The following is a 15,905-nucleotide window of genomic DNA, read 5'->3' as shown; positions in this document are numbered from 1 at the left end:
AGAACCTCTCTTTTTTCTGCATAACTTCCCTCCCTTTTTCAAAAGATAGGGGTACGTTAAAGGGGAGTTTTAATAATGAGCAGCTTTAAAAAGATATTGGGCGACATTGATTTAACAAGGGACCTTACGTTGTTATTATTGATTGGTGGATTGTACTCACTGAGCATTGCCTTATCAAACACGTTCGTGAATATTTATTTATGGAAGCAGTCTGGTGAATTTGTTGACCTCGGGATCTATAACCTGACTGTTGTCATCTTTCAACCGTTGACGTTCATTCTGGCCGGCAGGCTAGCCAAGAAGGTCGACAGGGTAATCGTTTTAAGGTTCGGCGTCATTTTTTTGGCTGTTTTCTACATTTCTGTTTTGTTATTCGGCAAATCGGCAGAGAATTTTCTGATCATCCTTGGCGCCCTCCTAGGGATTGGGTATGGCTTTTACTGGCTGGCATTCAATGTCCTGACCTTTGAAATAACCGAGCCTGAGACAAGGGATTTCTTTAACGGATTCCTGGGGACGTTGACTTCGGCCGGGGGAATGCTTGGTCCGATCCTTGCAGGATTCATTATTTCAAGATTCACGTCGTTTAAAGGCTATACGATTGTATTCGGCATTTCACTTGCCTTATTCTCCATTGCCGTTCTTTTAAGTTTTTTCTTGAAGAGACGTCCTGCTTCTGGACGCTATTTGTTCGTGAGGATCTTCAAAGAAAGACAACATAACCGTAATTGGCGGCTTATCACCAATGCCCATTTCTTTCAGGGGCTGCGTGAAGGTACATTTATATTCATTATCTCGGTATTCGTGTTCATTTCGACAGGGAGTGAATTCGCAATCGGGACTTTTGGATTGATCAATTCAGGAATTGCGTTTATCGGCTACTATCTGGCTTCCAGGATTATTAAAAAGCAATTCCGGAAACGAGCGATATTGTTTGGTGGATTGTTGCTCTACGTCTCGATTTTCCTGATCGTGTTCGATGTGACATACACGAAACTGCTGCTATATGCTGCCATGATCGCAATAGCCTATCCAGTTCTGCTCGTGCCGTATATTTCTATGACCTATGATGTGATTGGAACAGGTTGGAAGGCCGCAGAAATGAGAATCGAGTATATTGTGGTAAGGGAACTATTCTTGAACCTCGGCCGGATCGTTTCGGTTGCCTCCTTTATCGTGGCAGTGACATACTTTGATCAGGATAAGAGCATCCCGATCCTGCTTTTGATATTAGGGGCTGGGCACTCGTTGATTTACCTTTTTATCAGGAGGGTGGAAATTCCGGCATCCTGAAAATGTAAATACGTTCAAAGAGAGGGGATTATTTCCTCTCTTTCTTGTGTGTTTTCACTTCCAAGAGAGTAGAAAAAGTATACTGTTTTCTATAAAATAGGGGAAGGATGGAACGTGCTCATATTATCTTTACATAGAGGAAGGACTGGAAGGATTGAAGAAAAATAAGAAAAAGAAAAAAACACATGTCCCTGCAAGGATGAACTTGCTGTTCTTTGCGGTGTTCCTGTTATTTTCACTTTTGGTTCTCAGGTTGGGACTCGTTCAAATCGTGAATGGGGAAAGTTATAAGAAAGAAGTGGAACGAACGGAAGACGTGGTCGTGAAAACAAGCGTTCCACGCGGGAAGATTTTCGATCGATATGGGAATGTCATTGTAGACAATATCCCTTTGAATGCGATCACCTATACAAGGACGAACAACACTTCCATAGATGAAATGCTTGAAGTTGCATCGAAACTTTCCGATTATATCGAGAAAGATACGAAAGAAGTGACAGAGCGGGATAAAAAGGATTACTGGATCATAAAGAATAAGGAAAAAGCCGATGAGAAGGTGTCTGATAAGGAAATAAAGAAGCTTCAAGATAATGAAGATCTATCAGAGGATGAAGTCAATAGCAAAGTCTATAAAATGAGGTTGGACCGGATTACTGAAGAGGAACTTGCCTCCCTTTCGAAAAAAGATCTGGAAATCATCGCGATTTACAGGGAATTCACGACGGGATATGCGTTGAATCCGCAAATCGTAAAAAATGAAGGAGTCACCCCCGAAGAGTTCGCTATCGTGAGTGAACATCTAAGTGAGCTCCCTGGAGTAAATACGACAACGGATTGGAAAAGGGCATACGTATTTGATGATACGCTCCGGACGATCCTGGGGAATGTTTCGTCTGCGCGTGAAGGTTTGCCGAAGGATTTGGTAGATTCCTATTTAGCTAGGGACTATAACCGGAATGACCGAGTTGGTAAGAGTTATGTGGAATTGGAATATGAAGAAGTCCTTCAAGGACAGAAAGAACAGATCAAGAACGTTACGAAAGGTGGCAGTGTCCTTGAATCCCTGCTCATCCAACAAGGGCAGAGAGGGAAGGATGTTGTCCTTACGATCGATATGGAACTGCAGAGGGAAGTTGAGAAGATCATCGAGGAAGAACTGATGAAGCAAGTGGTCAATCGAAGTGAGTCACCAGACCTCGACAGGGCCTATGTCGTCATGATGGACCCGAATACCGGCGAAATCCTTGCGATGGCAGGAAAGCAATACGTGAAGAACCCAGAAACGGGGAAATACGAAATGCGTGATGCAGCCCTCGGTACCTTCACCACTTCTTATGAAGTCGGATCGGTCGTGAAGGGTGCAACCGTCCTGACTGGTTATATGACAGGGAAATTGACACCAGGGGAAGTACTGGTCGATGAGCCGATCATCATCGGTCAGCAGGGAACGCCGAAAACGTCCTGGTTCAACAGGTACGGCAGGATCCCGATGTCTGATCTATTTGCGCTTGAAAAGTCATCGAACTCCTATATGTTCAAAGTTGCCATGAGGATAAACGGACAGAATTATGTCCCTCGCGCCACGATGGGCATCAACCCTGACGCAATTAAAACGTTCCGTAATCACTTCTCCCAATTCGGGTTAGGAGTATCGACAGGGATCGATTTGCCAGGTGAAACGAGTGGGATCGAAGGGAACTTGACCAATCCAGGTCTGCTCCTCGACTTTGCAATCGGACAATTCGATACGTATTCAGCAATGCAGCTCGCGCAATATGTATCCACTATCGCGAATGACGGCTACCGAGTACAGCCGCACATCATGAAGGAAATCAGGGAGCCGACAAATGAAAAGGATCGACTCGGCCCGATTCTGTTCGAGAAAGAGACCAATGTCTTGAATCGCATCGAAGCAACGCCATCTCAGATCGAACACGTTCAGGATGGATTCTACCGTGTGTACCACTCACCAGATGGTACCGCGTATTCACAGTTCAAAGATGCACCGTATAACGCAGCGGGTAAATCAGGTACCGCAGAAACATACATCGGTGGAAAATTGAGCTACAATACCACGCTGATCGGGTATGCGCCGTTCAATCAACCGGAAGTGGCATACGCTACACTTGTTCCTGCATCCCACGTTCAGGCGAGCGGAGTATCAGATCCTTATGTGAATAAATACATTTCAAAACGGGTGATGGATAAATACTTCGAACTGAAGAAAAAGCGTGCAGAAGAAGTAGGAGATCCGACATCCATCGATAAGAAGATCGAGAATGCCGATGACGCAGAAAAAAGACAAGAAGAAGATCGAGAAGAAAATAACTAGTAAAAAAGTGGTAAAAGGCGGATTCCGAATGGAGTTTGCCCTTTGCCACTTTTTTTATTGTCAACAACGCATGAATAATATCATGAAACTATAAGCAAACTACTGTTAATAAAGGTTTACACCCATTTCTTGTACAAGAATAAAAAAGAAAAATGTCGAATTTACAAAACCTTTACAATCGATCAATACACAATTAACACTCGTCTATTAATCTATTACTCGTAGGACAAAACAACCAATATTCTTAGGGGGAATTAAGGAATGAAGAACTTCAAGAAATACGGTCTGCTTTTAATCATCGCAACGCTAGTGGCTTTCGCTGCAGCATGTGGGAACGAAAGTGGCACAGATGAAAATGCTGGAGACAACAAAGAAGGAACAGAATCAGCTTCAGGTTCAATCGTAGTTTCAGGTTCTTCTGCAATGCAACCTCTAGTTGCAGCAGCAGCTGAAGAATTCATGGCTGAAAATCCGGATGCAGACATCCAAGTTAACGCTGGTGGTTCTGGTACAGGATTATCCCAAGTTTCTGAAGGGTCAGTACAAATTGGTAACTCTGACGTATTCGCTGAAGAAAAAGAAGGAATTCCTGCGGATGAGTTAGTTGACCATAAAGTAGCGGTTGTAGGTATGACTGCTGCAGTTAATCCTAATGTTGGTATCGAAGAAATTTCTAAAGAAGATCTTAAAAAAGTATTCACTGGTGAAATCAAGAACTGGAAAGAGCTTGGTGGTAAAGATCAAGAAATCACTCTTGTAAACCGTCCGGATTCTTCTGGTACTCGCGCAACTTTCGTTAAATTCGGTCTTGATGGAGAAACACCTGCAGAAGGAATCACTGAAGATTCTTCAAACACAGTTAAGAAAATCATCAGCGAAACTGATGGAGCAATTGGATACCTTGCTTTCTCTTACTTCACAGATGACAGCGTAACTCCACTTGCAATCGATGGTGTTGAAGCGACTGACGAAAATGTTCAAAAAGGTGAATTCCCAATCTGGGCTTACCAACACTCTTACACTAAAGGTGAAGCTGAAGGATTGGCGAAAACGTTCCTAGACTATATGATGAGCGAAGACGTTCAAACTGGTTTATTAAAAGACCAAGGCTACATCGCTGCTACGAAAATGGAAGTAGAGCGTGACGCTGAAGGAAATCAAACGAAGAAGTAATCGACAGTTCAATAAATCAATAGGGTAAATGCGCTCATCGCATTTGCCCTATTATATCGTATTAGGGGTGTTTGACGAGTATGGAAAAACATATGCCTGCCTCAAAGAGGTTAGTGAAAAATAATAAGTCTTGGATGAACGGGGAATTTAAAGGGAAATTCTTAGTCACATTGTCAGCCATCATCATGATTGCTGCGACTGTGTCGATCACGATTTTCCTCAGTACGAAAGGTTTGCAATCATTCATAAAAAATGGTGTAAGTCCCATTGAGTTCTTAACCAGTCCGGATTGGAGCCCTACGAGTGAGAATCCTGTATATGGAGCACTACCGTTCATCTTCGGTTCATTTGCAGTAACGATTCTTTCAGCGCTGATTGCTGCCCCACTTGGAATCGGTGGAGCAATTTTCATGACAGAAATTGCTCCTTCATGGGGGAGGAAAATCATGCAGCCGATCGTTGAGCTGCTTGTAGGGATTCCATCAGTTGTTTATGGATTTATAGGGCTTACAGTATTAGTCCCATTTATACGTGATAAATTTTCTGGCATGGGATTTTCTTTATTGGCAGGGACGATCGTCTTATCCATCATGATCCTGCCGACGGTTACAACCATTGCAACAGATGCAATGAGTTCGTTGCCTAAGAGTTTAAGGGATGGTTCTTATGCGCTTGGTGCCACTCGCTGGCAGACAATCCGCAAAGTGTTGATCCCTGCAGCCCTCCCGACCTTATTGACAGCTGTCGTGCTTGGTATGGCGAGAGCCTTCGGTGAAGCTTTGGCTGTTCAAATGGTCATCGGGAACACAAGAGATCTACCAACTAGTTTATTGGACGCCTCTGCGACACTGACGACGATCATTACGTTGAATATGGGACATACAACATACGGAAGTGTAGAGAATAATACACTTTGGTCTATGGGTCTGATTCTATTGATCATGTCCTTCATGTTTATCTTAATCATCCGTTATCTCTCATCTAGGAGGAAAATCTAATGAACAGTAAAAGAGCTGACAAACTTGCAACCGGCGTCTTTGTTGGTATCGCTGCTATCATCATTTCTATATTAGTGGCATTGTTTTCATATATCCTGGTCAAGGGTGTCCCTTATATCACTTGGGAATTCTTAACGACACCTTCGAGTGCAGTCCGCGCAGGAAGCGGAATCCGTGACCAACTCTTCAATTCATTTTATATCCTGGTGATCACGATGATCATTACGGTACCGCTTGGCGTAGGCGGCGGAATCTATATGGCAGAGTATGCGAAACCAGGGAAAGTTACCAATACGATCCGTTCTTGTATCGAAGTACTGGCTTCCCTTCCTTCGATTGTCATCGGGATGTTCGGTTTATTGGTTTTTGTAAACATTACAGGATGGGGTTATACAATCATAGGTGGTGCACTGGCACTGACGGTATTTAACTTGCCAGTCATGGTCCGTGTCAGCGAAGATGCGATCCGCAGTGTTCCAAGGGAACTTAAAGAAGCAAGCCTTGCACTTGGTATCACCAATTGGCATACAGTTAAAACAGTCTTGATCCCAGGGGCTTTCCCTTCAATCCTGACAGGTGCGATCCTGGCTTCAGGAAGGGTGTTCGGTGAAGCGGCAGCGCTCTTATTCACGGCAGGTTTATCAACGCCAAGGCTTAATTATATGAACTGGAATCCATTTTCACCGACTTCTCCTTTGAATTTGTTCAGGCCAGCTGAAACCTTGGCCGTTCATATATGGTCTGTAAATACACAAGGCTTGATCCCTGACGTAGATGAAAAAGCTGCAGGTGCATCGGCTGTCCTGATCATCTCGGTCCTGATCTTCAATCTCGGGGCGCGATTCCTAGGCAGCTATATTCACAAGAAAATCACAGCAACAAAATAATAAAAGGTGTGATCAATGATGACTGTTCAGTTAACGGATAAACCAATGGATAAAACACTGGAAGGGAAATCACCGAATGAGAAAGAGATCATCCTGGATGTCCAGAATCTCGACTTTTATTATGGTGATAACCATGCAGTGAAAGATATCAATATGAAAATCGAGAAAAATGCAGTGACAGCATTGATTGGACCTTCAGGCTGCGGGAAGTCGACATTCCTAAGGACCATCAATCGCATGAATGATTTGGTGCCCATCGCTCGCGCTGAAGGAAAAATCATGTATGAAGATGTTAACCTGTTGGGTAATAACATCGATGTGGTTGCGCTAAGGAAAGAAATCGGGATGGTTTTCCAAAAACCAAATCCATTTAACAAATCAATTTATGAGAATATCACCCATGCCCTGAAATTTTCGGGGATCAAAAAGAAAAGCACGTTGATGGACATTGTAGAGGAGAGTTTACGTAAGGCGGCGTTGTGGGATGAAGTGAAAGACCGCCTTCATACTTCTGCCCTGTCATTATCAGGTGGACAACAGCAACGTTTATGCATCGCAAGGACGATTGCGATGAAACCGACGGTTATGCTCCTGGATGAACCATCTTCTGCGTTGGATCCGATATCCAATGCGAAGATCGAGGAATTGATTACGGAACTGAAGAAGGATTACACAATTGTTATTGTCACACATAACATGGGGCAGGCATCCCGTGTATCTGACAAGACGGCTTTCTTCTATAACGGTGTCCTCGTTGAGTTTGATCAAACAGAGAAAATCTTTACAAACCCATCGGAGAAAAGAACGGAAGATTATATCTCTGGTCGGTTCAGCTGATAAGAAGTTCTTAAAGGTGGCTGCATCATAGCAGCCTATCTTTTAGTGAAGGTTGGAGGGGTTTCGAATGACAACAGCAATTGAGAAAGAAACAATATTTAATGTAAATGACCTAAATTTATGGTACGGAAATAATCACGCGTTGAAAAATATCACATTCCCGATTCTTCAGAACGAAGTGACTGCCATCATCGGACCATCTGGTTGCGGGAAGTCTACTTTCGTCAAAACATTGAATTTGATGAACCGTTCCGTGCCGGGCATCAAAATGTCAGGTGAGATCAATTATAAGGGACAGAATATTTTATCAGACCGCGTTGACCTAGTAGAATTGAGAAAAAATGTCGGAATGGTATTCCAAAAGGGAAATCCATTCCCACAGAGTATTTATGACAATATCACGTTCGGTCCAAAGATTCATGGAACCAAAAAGAAAAGCGAACTTGATGAGATCGTTGAGACAAGCTTGAAGAATGTCGCTCTTTGGGACGAGGTGAAAGACCGCTTGGATGGTCCGGCAATGGGCCTCTCAGGTGGACAACAGCAGCGTCTCTGCATCGCAAGGGCACTAGCAACCAAACCTGATGTCCTGTTGATGGACGAACCGACTTCTGCCCTTGACCCCATCTCTACCGTGAAAATTGAAGAATTGATCACAGAACTGAAGAAGCAGTACACAATCGTGATTGTTACCCACAATATGCAGCAGGCAGCAAGGGTATCTGATAAAACGGCTTTCTTCCTTCTTGGCGATCTGATTGAATTGGATAAGACCGATACCATCTTCTCCAATCCAAGTGATAAGAGAACAGAGGATTATATCAGCGGCAGATTTGGATGATGGAATACATGTATGTGAAATCCCTTTGTTGAAACCGAATGATCCAGGGAGGAATTCGATCCTTGTTTATCGAAAGGGTAAATCATCGGGATAAAGAAACAGGATTCATTCACAAAATGTCATGGAAAAGGGGAACGGATATATGGTGAACAGGAAGCATTTTGACAACAACTTAAAAGAATTAAAAGAAAAATTATTCGAAATGGCTGATCTGGCAAAAGGTTCTTTGCGTGAGTCGATTGAAACATTAAGGAATCAAGATACCGATAAAGCAAAAGAAATCATTGCAAGAGATCATCAAATTAATAAGTATGACAATGAAATCAATAACCTGGCAATCGTATTGATAGCAAAAGAATCTCCGGTAGCCACGGATTTACGAAAAATCATCTCTGCTTTAAGAATTTGTTCTGAAATTGAACGGATCGGGGACATGGCCACGAATATAAGCAAAGCCACCCTCCATATCGGTGACCAAAAATTGATCAAGCCGATCGAGGAAATCCCAAGAATGTTATCCATCGCCGAGGACATGCTTGAAGGCGCGCTGAAAGCATTTTATGAAGAAGATGCAGCTGCTGCCAGAAAGATTGCGGATCGTGATGACGAAGTAGATCAGTTATACGGAAAACTTGTACAGGAATTGATGACCTATATCCCTCAATACCCAAATGAAATCAGTCAGATCACTCAACTTGCCTTTACTTGCCGATATATCGAGCGAGTGGCCGATCACGTAACCAACATTTGTGAAAATGTCATCTTCCTCGTTACAGGAGAACGATTTGACCTCAATAATTAAACTTCAACACCCTTCCATTCAGATGGAAGGGTGTTTTTCTTTAGCTCCCATCGATTGTAAACGCCTTGTAAAGATTTCGTTAACATTGTTCCGTAAGTATGGAAATCAAGGGAGGATTGGTACATATTTTAAATAGATCAAATGTCATGATTCCGAGGGGAGAATAACATGAAGAGCCTATTTAAACAACGAACAATACGGTTTCATAAAGCTTTGGGGCGTTTACTTAACTCATTGACCATCAAGAAAAAACTTGCTTATACGTTCCTTTGCAGTTCCATCCTTTTTCTTATTTCCATTGGGCTTGCTGTCTTTTCGACCAACAGCATATTGCAGGACATGCACCTGATCAAGAAATCAGGGGACCGATCAATCCAGGTGACTGAAATCGGAAGGTTGATCAACGCGAAAGATATTAGAATCGCTGATTACATAACCTTCCTGAATGAAGAAGACTTATCACAATATCGAAAGTTAAGAAACGAACTGAATAAAAAAATGAATGACGCTATGGATTCTTCAGGAAAAGGGGAACAGAAGAAGCTAAAAGAGGTCTTACAGAACAATAAACGAATTGATGATCTCTTTATAAAAGAAGTGGCTCCAGCAGTCGTCAGACTGGATGAAGAGATTTATACGGAATCCAGGAAGAAAATAAGTGAATTAAGAAATGAAAATAATAAGATTTTGACAGAGATACGCAACAATACGGTGAAGGATCAAGCACAGGTAATGCAACAGTCGGAAAACGCTGTTCTCACCTATTTGATTTGGCTGATTGTTACCGCCGCGGCAGCTGCGTTGATCAGTGCCATCCTTGTCCATTTAGTAGCAAAGAACATAAAAGACAGAATTCAGTCGATCCTCAATGTAACAAATGCTGTGGCACGGGGAGAGCTTGCCACATCAGTACTACCAGAAGATCGAAAAGATGAACTTGGTCAATTGAGTAGTTCGGTCGGGGATATGGTCTCAAGCTTAAGAGATTTGGTAGAAGGGATTAATAAGGGGGCGAATTCAGTGAATGAAGGGAGCAGGGGCATGAAGGATCTGGCCAATATGGTGAAACAGTCCTCCCTGCAACTGAACGATTATATGAGCCAATTATCGGAAAGCTCAGAAACGCAAGCGGCTTCCACTCTTCAACTTTCAACCAGCAATGAAACATTTGATTCACAGCTCTACAATGTTGATAAGAAGAGTAAGAATCTCTCGCATACATCTGAACAGGTGAGGCTTAAGACCATATCTGGGTACCAATCGATGGAAGAGACCAAGGACCAGCTTGAGCGCATGTTCGGGACCATAAAGAATACATATACGATGATGGATAAGATGGAAGAAAACGTGGAACAGATCAGCCAGTTGACTCAAACGATCAAGAATATCGCCGTTCAGACAAACCTTCTTTCACTGAATGCTTCAATTGAAGCCTCCAGGGCAGGCGATGCAGGAAAAGGATTTGCTGTGGTGGCGAATGAAGTGAGAAAACTTGCAGGGAATGTGCAACAATCACTTACTGAAATCAATGCGGTTGTTCAGAATGTACAAGCATCCACCGGACAAGTGTCTACTTCACTAAAAAAAGGTTATGTAGAGTTACAATCAGGAAAAGAGCTGATTTATTCTTCCGCAGAGAATTTTAATCATATAAAACAGCAAGTTGAAGAAATGGCAGGCTTCATTTCTGATATCTCTAATAGTATTGATTTGCTTAATGAAGGTAAGGCTCAGATGAGCGGAGCTTTTCAGGCAGTATCGACTCTGGGCGAAGAACTGAATGGCGGTACCATCATGATCTCATCTTCTGTTCAAGAGCAGCATGTGATGGTAGAGAACATGTTCATGAATTCAGATAATTTGCTGAATGAAGCTGATGAACTATCCAACTTGGTGAAAAAGTTCAAAACATCTTGACCTTACAAGTAAAGCCTGGCTGTCATCTTCGTGACAGCCAGGCTTTCAGATTGTAAGAAGCTATGGAAAAAGGCACTCATCTCTGTTCTAAGCAGACCTTAGCACCTTTATAGAGACGAAATGATGTCCTGTACGTCTGCTTTGGAAAGGGCTGACTGTTTCGCGATTCGATCAAGCGGAATCCCTTGTTGATAAAGTGCGATCACCTGGTTCCTCACCACTTCATGCACCGTTCTTTTAACCGGTACAGGACGTTTCATTCCCGCATCTGCATCAAGCATCAGTTCCTCCTCCAATACCTTCAATCGCTTCTTCAGCTGATAATTCTCCTGGAGGATCGTCATCGACAGTTCTTCCACTTCTTTTTCAATCTCAGAGTATCTGTCCTTTTGAAAAAAAGACAGAATGAATAGAAGGATGGAGATCCCTAGTAAACTCGTAAGTAAAACTTCCAAAAAATCACCCCATGCTAAATAGATCTTTCTTATTTATAGCATAGAAGTTCAACCTTCTCTAGATAAGGATAAGAATAATTTGTAAAATCGCTAAATAATTTGTCGCATTCCCGTGGCGTAAATTCAATGAAAATTGTCGGTTGTAAAATGAAAACGCTTCAACCTTCATGTTTGGACTCGGATCATGAAGAATATTCCATCATCTTCCCCTCTAAATCTGGATTTCAGCGTCTTTAACAAGATACGACAAAATGCGTTTATTGTAGGTTTTTGAATACGGTGTTACGATTGAATCAAGGATGAATTGTCATAATATTTAAATGAGTTCATATACTATCTTTTTATTGCTGGGAGGTCCGGAAACCGTGTTAAATGACATCATTAAAATGAGGGAACAAGGGATATCGTTCAGAAAAATTGCAAAAGAGCTGGGAACGACTGTTGGTAAGGTTCAATACCAATGGGTGAAACATCAGAAAATGACGGACAGTGCTGAAGGGGCGGAAGCTGTGAAGGCAGTAGTAAAAACGACTGCCAAAAGAACGGGGAAAATGAAGAAAAGAGCTGCTTTACGGCCTGGAAGGTTGGACGTACCGGAAGCCCATGACTTCATGATTACATATTCCACTTTTTCAAGAGTGTATTGTTACTGGAATGTATCACAGAAGTGGATTGAGCATACCCGCTCTCAATTCAACCTGGAACCCCATTCTCCATTCGTTCTGAGAGTGTATGACATCACTTCGATCATCTTCAATGGACATAATCATCATTCATATATGGACTGTTATGTACCGCACAATGAGTGCGACTGGTTCCTGAACGGACTTAAAGAAAATAGGAGTTACTGTGTCGATCTTGGTCTCCGGTTGCCTTCAGGTGAATTCCTTGCCATCAAGCGATCGAATGTCATTCATACACCCATTGTCTCAGAGGCTGTCGATTATTGCGGCATGAAAGAGTTAAGGGCGTTTGAAGAGGGGAAGATCAGTGAACCTAAATGGGTGGAGCACGTCAGCACCTATTCTTATTATGTGACAAGTAAGGGGGATGAATCATGAACAACAATCAAACGCTCATATTCCAACCTGTATTCGAGGGCAACATGGGGTGGGATGATTTCGAACAATCCAGACAGGCACACGTCAAACTATTTAATGAGCATGTGAAGTTGCTCGACTTCCTCGAAGGAAATGAAGATGAGCCAATTTCGATCATCTTGAATCCTCTGGTCTTCGGCATCTTTACTTCAAATGAATATATGGAGGCGGTCGATCAATTCCTTGAAGAAAAGATCGGGGCTTACCAAGAGGAGAAAGAGAAAGCGGTCCTTCTATATTCGAAGTGGTTGAAATGGAATAAAAACATGGCTCAGGCATATAAGGGGATCGTTCAAGAAGGAAAGGCGCTCATCATTCCAACGACTGTGAACAGCCTTCCTCTTACCCATTACCGGACATCCACTTCCATGCAGATCCAAGTGAGGGCAAGTGTTGAATTATACAAAAGGTATCTAGGGGTAGACCCTGAGTTTTTTTGGCTTCCAAAAGCTGCATATGTCCCTGGGATTGATCTTTACCTTCTTAAAGAGGGGATCAAGGCAACGTTCATCTCTTCCTTTTCCTTCGATTTCAGCGAGAAAGAAGAAGTTGGGGCGAGAATCCTAAGAAGTCCAAGAGGTCTGAGTTTAATCCCGGTTCATGAAGGGGACAAGAACGAAGCATTTGGAGTTCCCCATGCGACTCTGCATTTAGGCACTATGGTAGAAGAGACTGATGAAGAGACACTCACTTCCATTCAACACTGGATCAATGCTTCCGCTTCCTTGGCGAGGGTTGGATTTGGCTATATCGGCATGGAAAAACAAGAGCCGATTATAGAAGATGCTCAAATGAAGGAAATCAGGAAGGTTCACGAATTGGAAGAAATCTTGGAGAGAGTGAAGTCGGAAACGGTGGTAAACAGTCAAGAATATCATCAAATCATGAGGGAATTCATCTCTTTATTGCATCGGGTTGACAGCGGCATAACCGAAATTGATCGGTTCAAACAAGTCATTACTTTAATCATGGATGGAAGAACGGAGGATCCCCTTTATCAACATCAGCTGAAGCAGAATAAAATTCCTTCGGATGACATTTTGGAGGCAATCTCTGATTACAGGCCATCATCACCACACAAGGATAGCCGGGATGCCGTTTTGATTCTCAGCTGGGAATATCCCCCGAATATTGTAGGTGGACTGTCGCGACATGTATACGACCTCGCTAATAACCTCGTCAGGAAAGGAAAAAAAGTCCATGTGCTGACGGCAAGGTCCAAGGATTCATTGGCCATTGAAGTAATAGAGGGAGTGACGATCCATCGGGTCCATCCATTGCATCCATATGAAGAAAATTTCTTCAAGTGGGTTTTTGACCTTAATCAATCCTTCATTCAATATGCACATGATCTGATAAAAGAAGAACGGATCACTCATATCCATGCCCATGATTGGATCGTATCCACATCTGCCATCAAGCTGAAGGAATATTACTCCTTGCCCTTGATTACAACGATCCATGCGACCGAACATGGAAGGAATCAAGGAATTCATACCGAACTTCAAGAGAAAATCCATCGTGAAGAACAGCTGCTGGTTTCCCTTTCCGATTATTTAATCGTTTGCAGTGATCATATGAAGGAAGAAGTGCAGTCTTTGTTTACCTTCGAGGCACCGATTGAGGTGATCCCAAATGGCGTAGAACTTGAACGCATGGTAGACGTTCAGTCCATTCAAAAGATTGGTGTGGACCGGCCTTATTTCTTCTCGGTCGGACGGATGGTACATGAGAAAGGGTTCGAAACATTGATCCGTACTGCTGCACTTATGAAAAATGATGGACATCACATTTCATTCATCATCGCAGGAAAAGGTCCAATGCTTGATCATTATCGTCAGCAGGTGAAACAAGGCAATCTTGAAGACACGGTGATTTTCACCGGCTTCATATCGGACGAAGAGAGAAACAGCTACTTGAAAAACTGTATCGCAGTCATCTTTCCAAGTCTATATGAACCATTTGGAATCGTTGCTCTGGAAGCGATGGCTTTCAGAAAGGGTGTAGTGGCATCCGAGACAGGCGGACTGAAGAGCATTGTAAAGCATGAGCAGAGCGGCCTGTTGTTCCAGCCAGACAATGAAAATGATCTTTATGCTCTTCTTCAATCATTGATGAATGAGCGGGGAAAATCTGAACGATTGGGCGAAGTCGGATTCAAGTTGGCGCAGTCGATGTTCAGCTGGGAGAGGATTGCAGAAAGGACAATGCATGTTTACGAAGATGTCCTCCTTCAGACAAAAGTAGAAGGATTGCGACGATGAAAGCCGTCATTCTGGCAGGAGGAGAAGGGAAGCGGCTGAGGCCTTATACGATTACCGTTGCAAAGCCGATGGTTCCGATTATGAACAAGCCGATCCTTGAATATAGCATTAATCTGCTGCATTCATACGGCATTAAAGATATCCTCATAACCACTTGCTATAAAAGCGATAGCATAAAAGAATATTTTGGGGACGGAAGCCGATTTCATGTGAATATCAGTTATCTCGAGGAACGTAGACCCCTAGGGACGGCAGGCGGGATCTTCTCTGCAAAACATCTTCTAAAAGAGCCTTTCTTAGTCTTAAGTGGAGATGCCTTTACAAATCTTCCAATCGATAAGGTGATCGACTTTCATAGAAGAAAGAAGGCGGCCATGACGATGGTGTCGAAGGAAGTGGCCGACCCGAGAGAGTATGGTGTATGCCAGACCAATCAAAATAGGGGACTTATAGGTTTCGAAGAGAAGCCTGCACATTGGCAAGGTAACGAAGTGAATACCGGCGTATATATCGTCGAGCCTTTCTTACTTGAGAAATACGCTCGCAAGGGTCCGATGGATTTCAGTCAAGATCTCATCCCTCGCCTTTTAGATAATCATGAGTCGGTATACGTGTATAAGACAAATGCATATTGGAGGGATATCGGTAATCCTGAAGAGTATAAAAAGGCACGTGAAGACTTATTGAGGGGACAATTCGCACCCGAACGCATATCAGGCTCCTTTCCGATGATGGATCCATCGATCTTGGCCCCATTCATCACCAGGGTTCAAGTATCCTGCCCGAAAGTGAAAAAGCCATTCGTCATGGCTAAGCTCCTGGAAACGGTTCCTGCCACGGATGAAGAGGAATTCATGATCGAACATCGGGATGGGGGCTGGACGAGAATCGTAAGCGATCCAGACAGGGGCTTCATCATCTACTCGAAAGCGGAGCGCGAGAATCTAGCAAGGGAGCTTGCCAGGTATTACGGAAAAAAAATAAAAACATGGCAAAAGGTGTAGAG

The 15,905-nt window shown here is 43.0% G+C and carries 13 protein-coding genes; 12 read left to right on the top strand and 1 reads right to left on the bottom strand.

From position 1 onward, the window contains the following. Nucleotides 1-75 precede the first annotated feature (75 nt). The 9 genes from LCM10_RS07570 (at nt 76) to LCM10_RS07530 (ending at nt 11,080) form a co-directional block, all read left to right on the top strand. Nucleotides 76-1,293, top strand: a complete 1,218-nt coding sequence (locus tag LCM10_RS07570; RefSeq protein WP_224875522.1) for an MFS transporter — start codon at nt 76-78, stop codon at nt 1,291-1,293. A 133-nt stretch (nt 1,294-1,426) separates the two neighbouring features. Beyond that, nucleotides 1,427-3,625, top strand: a complete 2,199-nt coding sequence (locus tag LCM10_RS07565) for a peptidoglycan D,D-transpeptidase FtsI family protein (RefSeq protein ID WP_412103380.1) — start codon at nt 1,427-1,429, stop codon at nt 3,623-3,625. 261 nt (nt 3,626-3,886) lie between these two features. After that, nucleotides 3,887-4,798, top strand: a complete 912-nt coding sequence (locus tag LCM10_RS07560; RefSeq protein ID WP_224875521.1) for a phosphate ABC transporter substrate-binding protein — start codon at nt 3,887-3,889, stop codon at nt 4,796-4,798. 134 nt (nt 4,799-4,932) lie between these two features. Further along, complete coding sequence (pstC, locus tag LCM10_RS07555) at nt 4,933-5,796, top strand: phosphate ABC transporter permease subunit PstC (RefSeq protein ID WP_412103379.1); 864 nt, start codon at nt 4,933-4,935, stop codon at nt 5,794-5,796. Beyond that, on the top strand, nt 5,796-6,683 hold the full coding sequence (gene pstA, locus LCM10_RS07550; protein WP_224875519.1) for a phosphate ABC transporter permease PstA: 888 nt from the start codon (nt 5,796-5,798) through the stop codon (nt 6,681-6,683). The genes pstC and pstA overlap by 1 nt, the downstream gene beginning before the upstream one ends. 45 nt (nt 6,684-6,728) lie before the next feature. After that, nucleotides 6,729-7,520 (top strand): phosphate ABC transporter ATP-binding protein PstB, encoded by a 792-nt coding sequence (pstB, locus tag LCM10_RS07545; RefSeq protein ID WP_224875662.1) that lies wholly within the window; start codon nt 6,729-6,731, stop codon nt 7,518-7,520. A gap of 67 nt (nt 7,521-7,587) precedes the next feature. Continuing rightward, on the top strand, nt 7,588-8,361 hold the full coding sequence (pstB, locus tag LCM10_RS07540; RefSeq protein WP_224875518.1) for a phosphate ABC transporter ATP-binding protein PstB: 774 nt from the start codon (nt 7,588-7,590) through the stop codon (nt 8,359-8,361). A gap of 142 nt (nt 8,362-8,503) precedes the next feature. Next, nucleotides 8,504-9,163 (top strand): phosphate signaling complex protein PhoU, encoded by a 660-nt coding sequence (gene phoU, locus LCM10_RS07535; protein WP_224875517.1) that lies wholly within the window; start codon nt 8,504-8,506, stop codon nt 9,161-9,163. Between the two features lie 168 nt (nt 9,164-9,331). Next, entirely contained in the window at nt 9,332-11,080 is a 1,749-nt protein-coding gene (locus tag LCM10_RS07530; protein WP_224875516.1) for a methyl-accepting chemotaxis protein, read from the top strand. A 107-nt stretch (nt 11,081-11,187) separates the two neighbouring features. Here the strand turns inward: LCM10_RS07530 and LCM10_RS07525 are convergent, their stop codons facing one another. Then, complete coding sequence (locus LCM10_RS07525) at nt 11,188-11,535, bottom strand: hypothetical protein (protein WP_224875515.1); 348 nt, start codon at nt 11,533-11,535, stop codon at nt 11,188-11,190. Between the two features lie 365 nt (nt 11,536-11,900). Between LCM10_RS07525 and LCM10_RS20765 the strand changes: the two genes are divergently transcribed. From LCM10_RS20765 to LCM10_RS07510, 3 genes are read left to right on the top strand one after another with little or no spacing between them, the layout of a single operon-like run. Beyond that, complete coding sequence (locus LCM10_RS20765) at nt 11,901-12,596, top strand: DUF4912 domain-containing protein (RefSeq protein ID WP_224875514.1); 696 nt, start codon at nt 11,901-11,903, stop codon at nt 12,594-12,596. After that, nucleotides 12,593-14,899 carry a glycosyltransferase family 4 protein gene (locus tag LCM10_RS07515; RefSeq protein ID WP_224875513.1) on the top strand — a complete coding sequence of 769 codons (2,307 nt, stop codon included), beginning with the start codon at nt 12,593-12,595 and terminating at the stop codon, nt 14,897-14,899. Before LCM10_RS20765 ends, LCM10_RS07515 begins: the two co-directional genes overlap by 4 nt. Then, nucleotides 14,896-15,903 (top strand): nucleotidyltransferase family protein, encoded by a 1,008-nt coding sequence (locus LCM10_RS07510; RefSeq protein WP_224875512.1) that lies wholly within the window; start codon nt 14,896-14,898, stop codon nt 15,901-15,903. Before LCM10_RS07515 ends, LCM10_RS07510 begins: the two co-directional genes overlap by 4 nt. Nucleotides 15,904-15,905 lie beyond the last annotated feature (2 nt).

It is taken from the genome of Rossellomorea aquimaris, assembly GCF_020171925.1.
In the GTDB taxonomy this organism is placed as follows: domain Bacteria; phylum Bacillota; class Bacilli; order Bacillales; family Bacillaceae_B; genus Rossellomorea; species Rossellomorea aquimaris_F.
The sequence above is the reverse complement of the archived record's forward strand: the minus strand, read 5'-3'. Positions and strand labels throughout refer to the sequence as shown.

Excerpts from the sequence above, each read along its gene's own strand:
- LCM10_RS07560 (WP_224875521.1), top strand. The coding sequence starts at position 3,887 with ATGAAGAACTTCAAGAAATACGGTCTGCTTTTAATCATCGCAACGCTA.
- LCM10_RS07530 (WP_224875516.1), top strand. The coding sequence starts at position 9,332 with ATGAAGAGCCTATTTAAACAACGAACAATACGGTTTCATAAAGCTTTG.
- LCM10_RS07515 (WP_224875513.1), top strand. The coding sequence starts at position 12,593 with ATGAACAACAATCAAACGCTCATATTCCAACCTGTATTCGAGGGCAAC.
- pstA (WP_224875519.1), top strand. The coding sequence starts at position 5,796 with ATGAACAGTAAAAGAGCTGACAAACTTGCAACCGGCGTCTTTGTTGGT.
- pstC (WP_412103379.1), top strand. The coding sequence starts at position 4,933 with ATGAACGGGGAATTTAAAGGGAAATTCTTAGTCACATTGTCAGCCATC.
- pstB (WP_224875518.1), top strand. The coding sequence starts at position 7,588 with ATGACAACAGCAATTGAGAAAGAAACAATATTTAATGTAAATGACCTA.
- pstB (WP_224875662.1), top strand. The coding sequence starts at position 6,729 with ATGGATAAAACACTGGAAGGGAAATCACCGAATGAGAAAGAGATCATC.
- LCM10_RS07510 (WP_224875512.1), top strand. The coding sequence starts at position 14,896 with ATGAAAGCCGTCATTCTGGCAGGAGGAGAAGGGAAGCGGCTGAGGCCT.
- phoU (WP_224875517.1), top strand. The coding sequence starts at position 8,504 with ATGGTGAACAGGAAGCATTTTGACAACAACTTAAAAGAATTAAAAGAA.
- LCM10_RS07570 (WP_224875522.1), top strand. The coding sequence starts at position 76 with ATGAGCAGCTTTAAAAAGATATTGGGCGACATTGATTTAACAAGGGAC.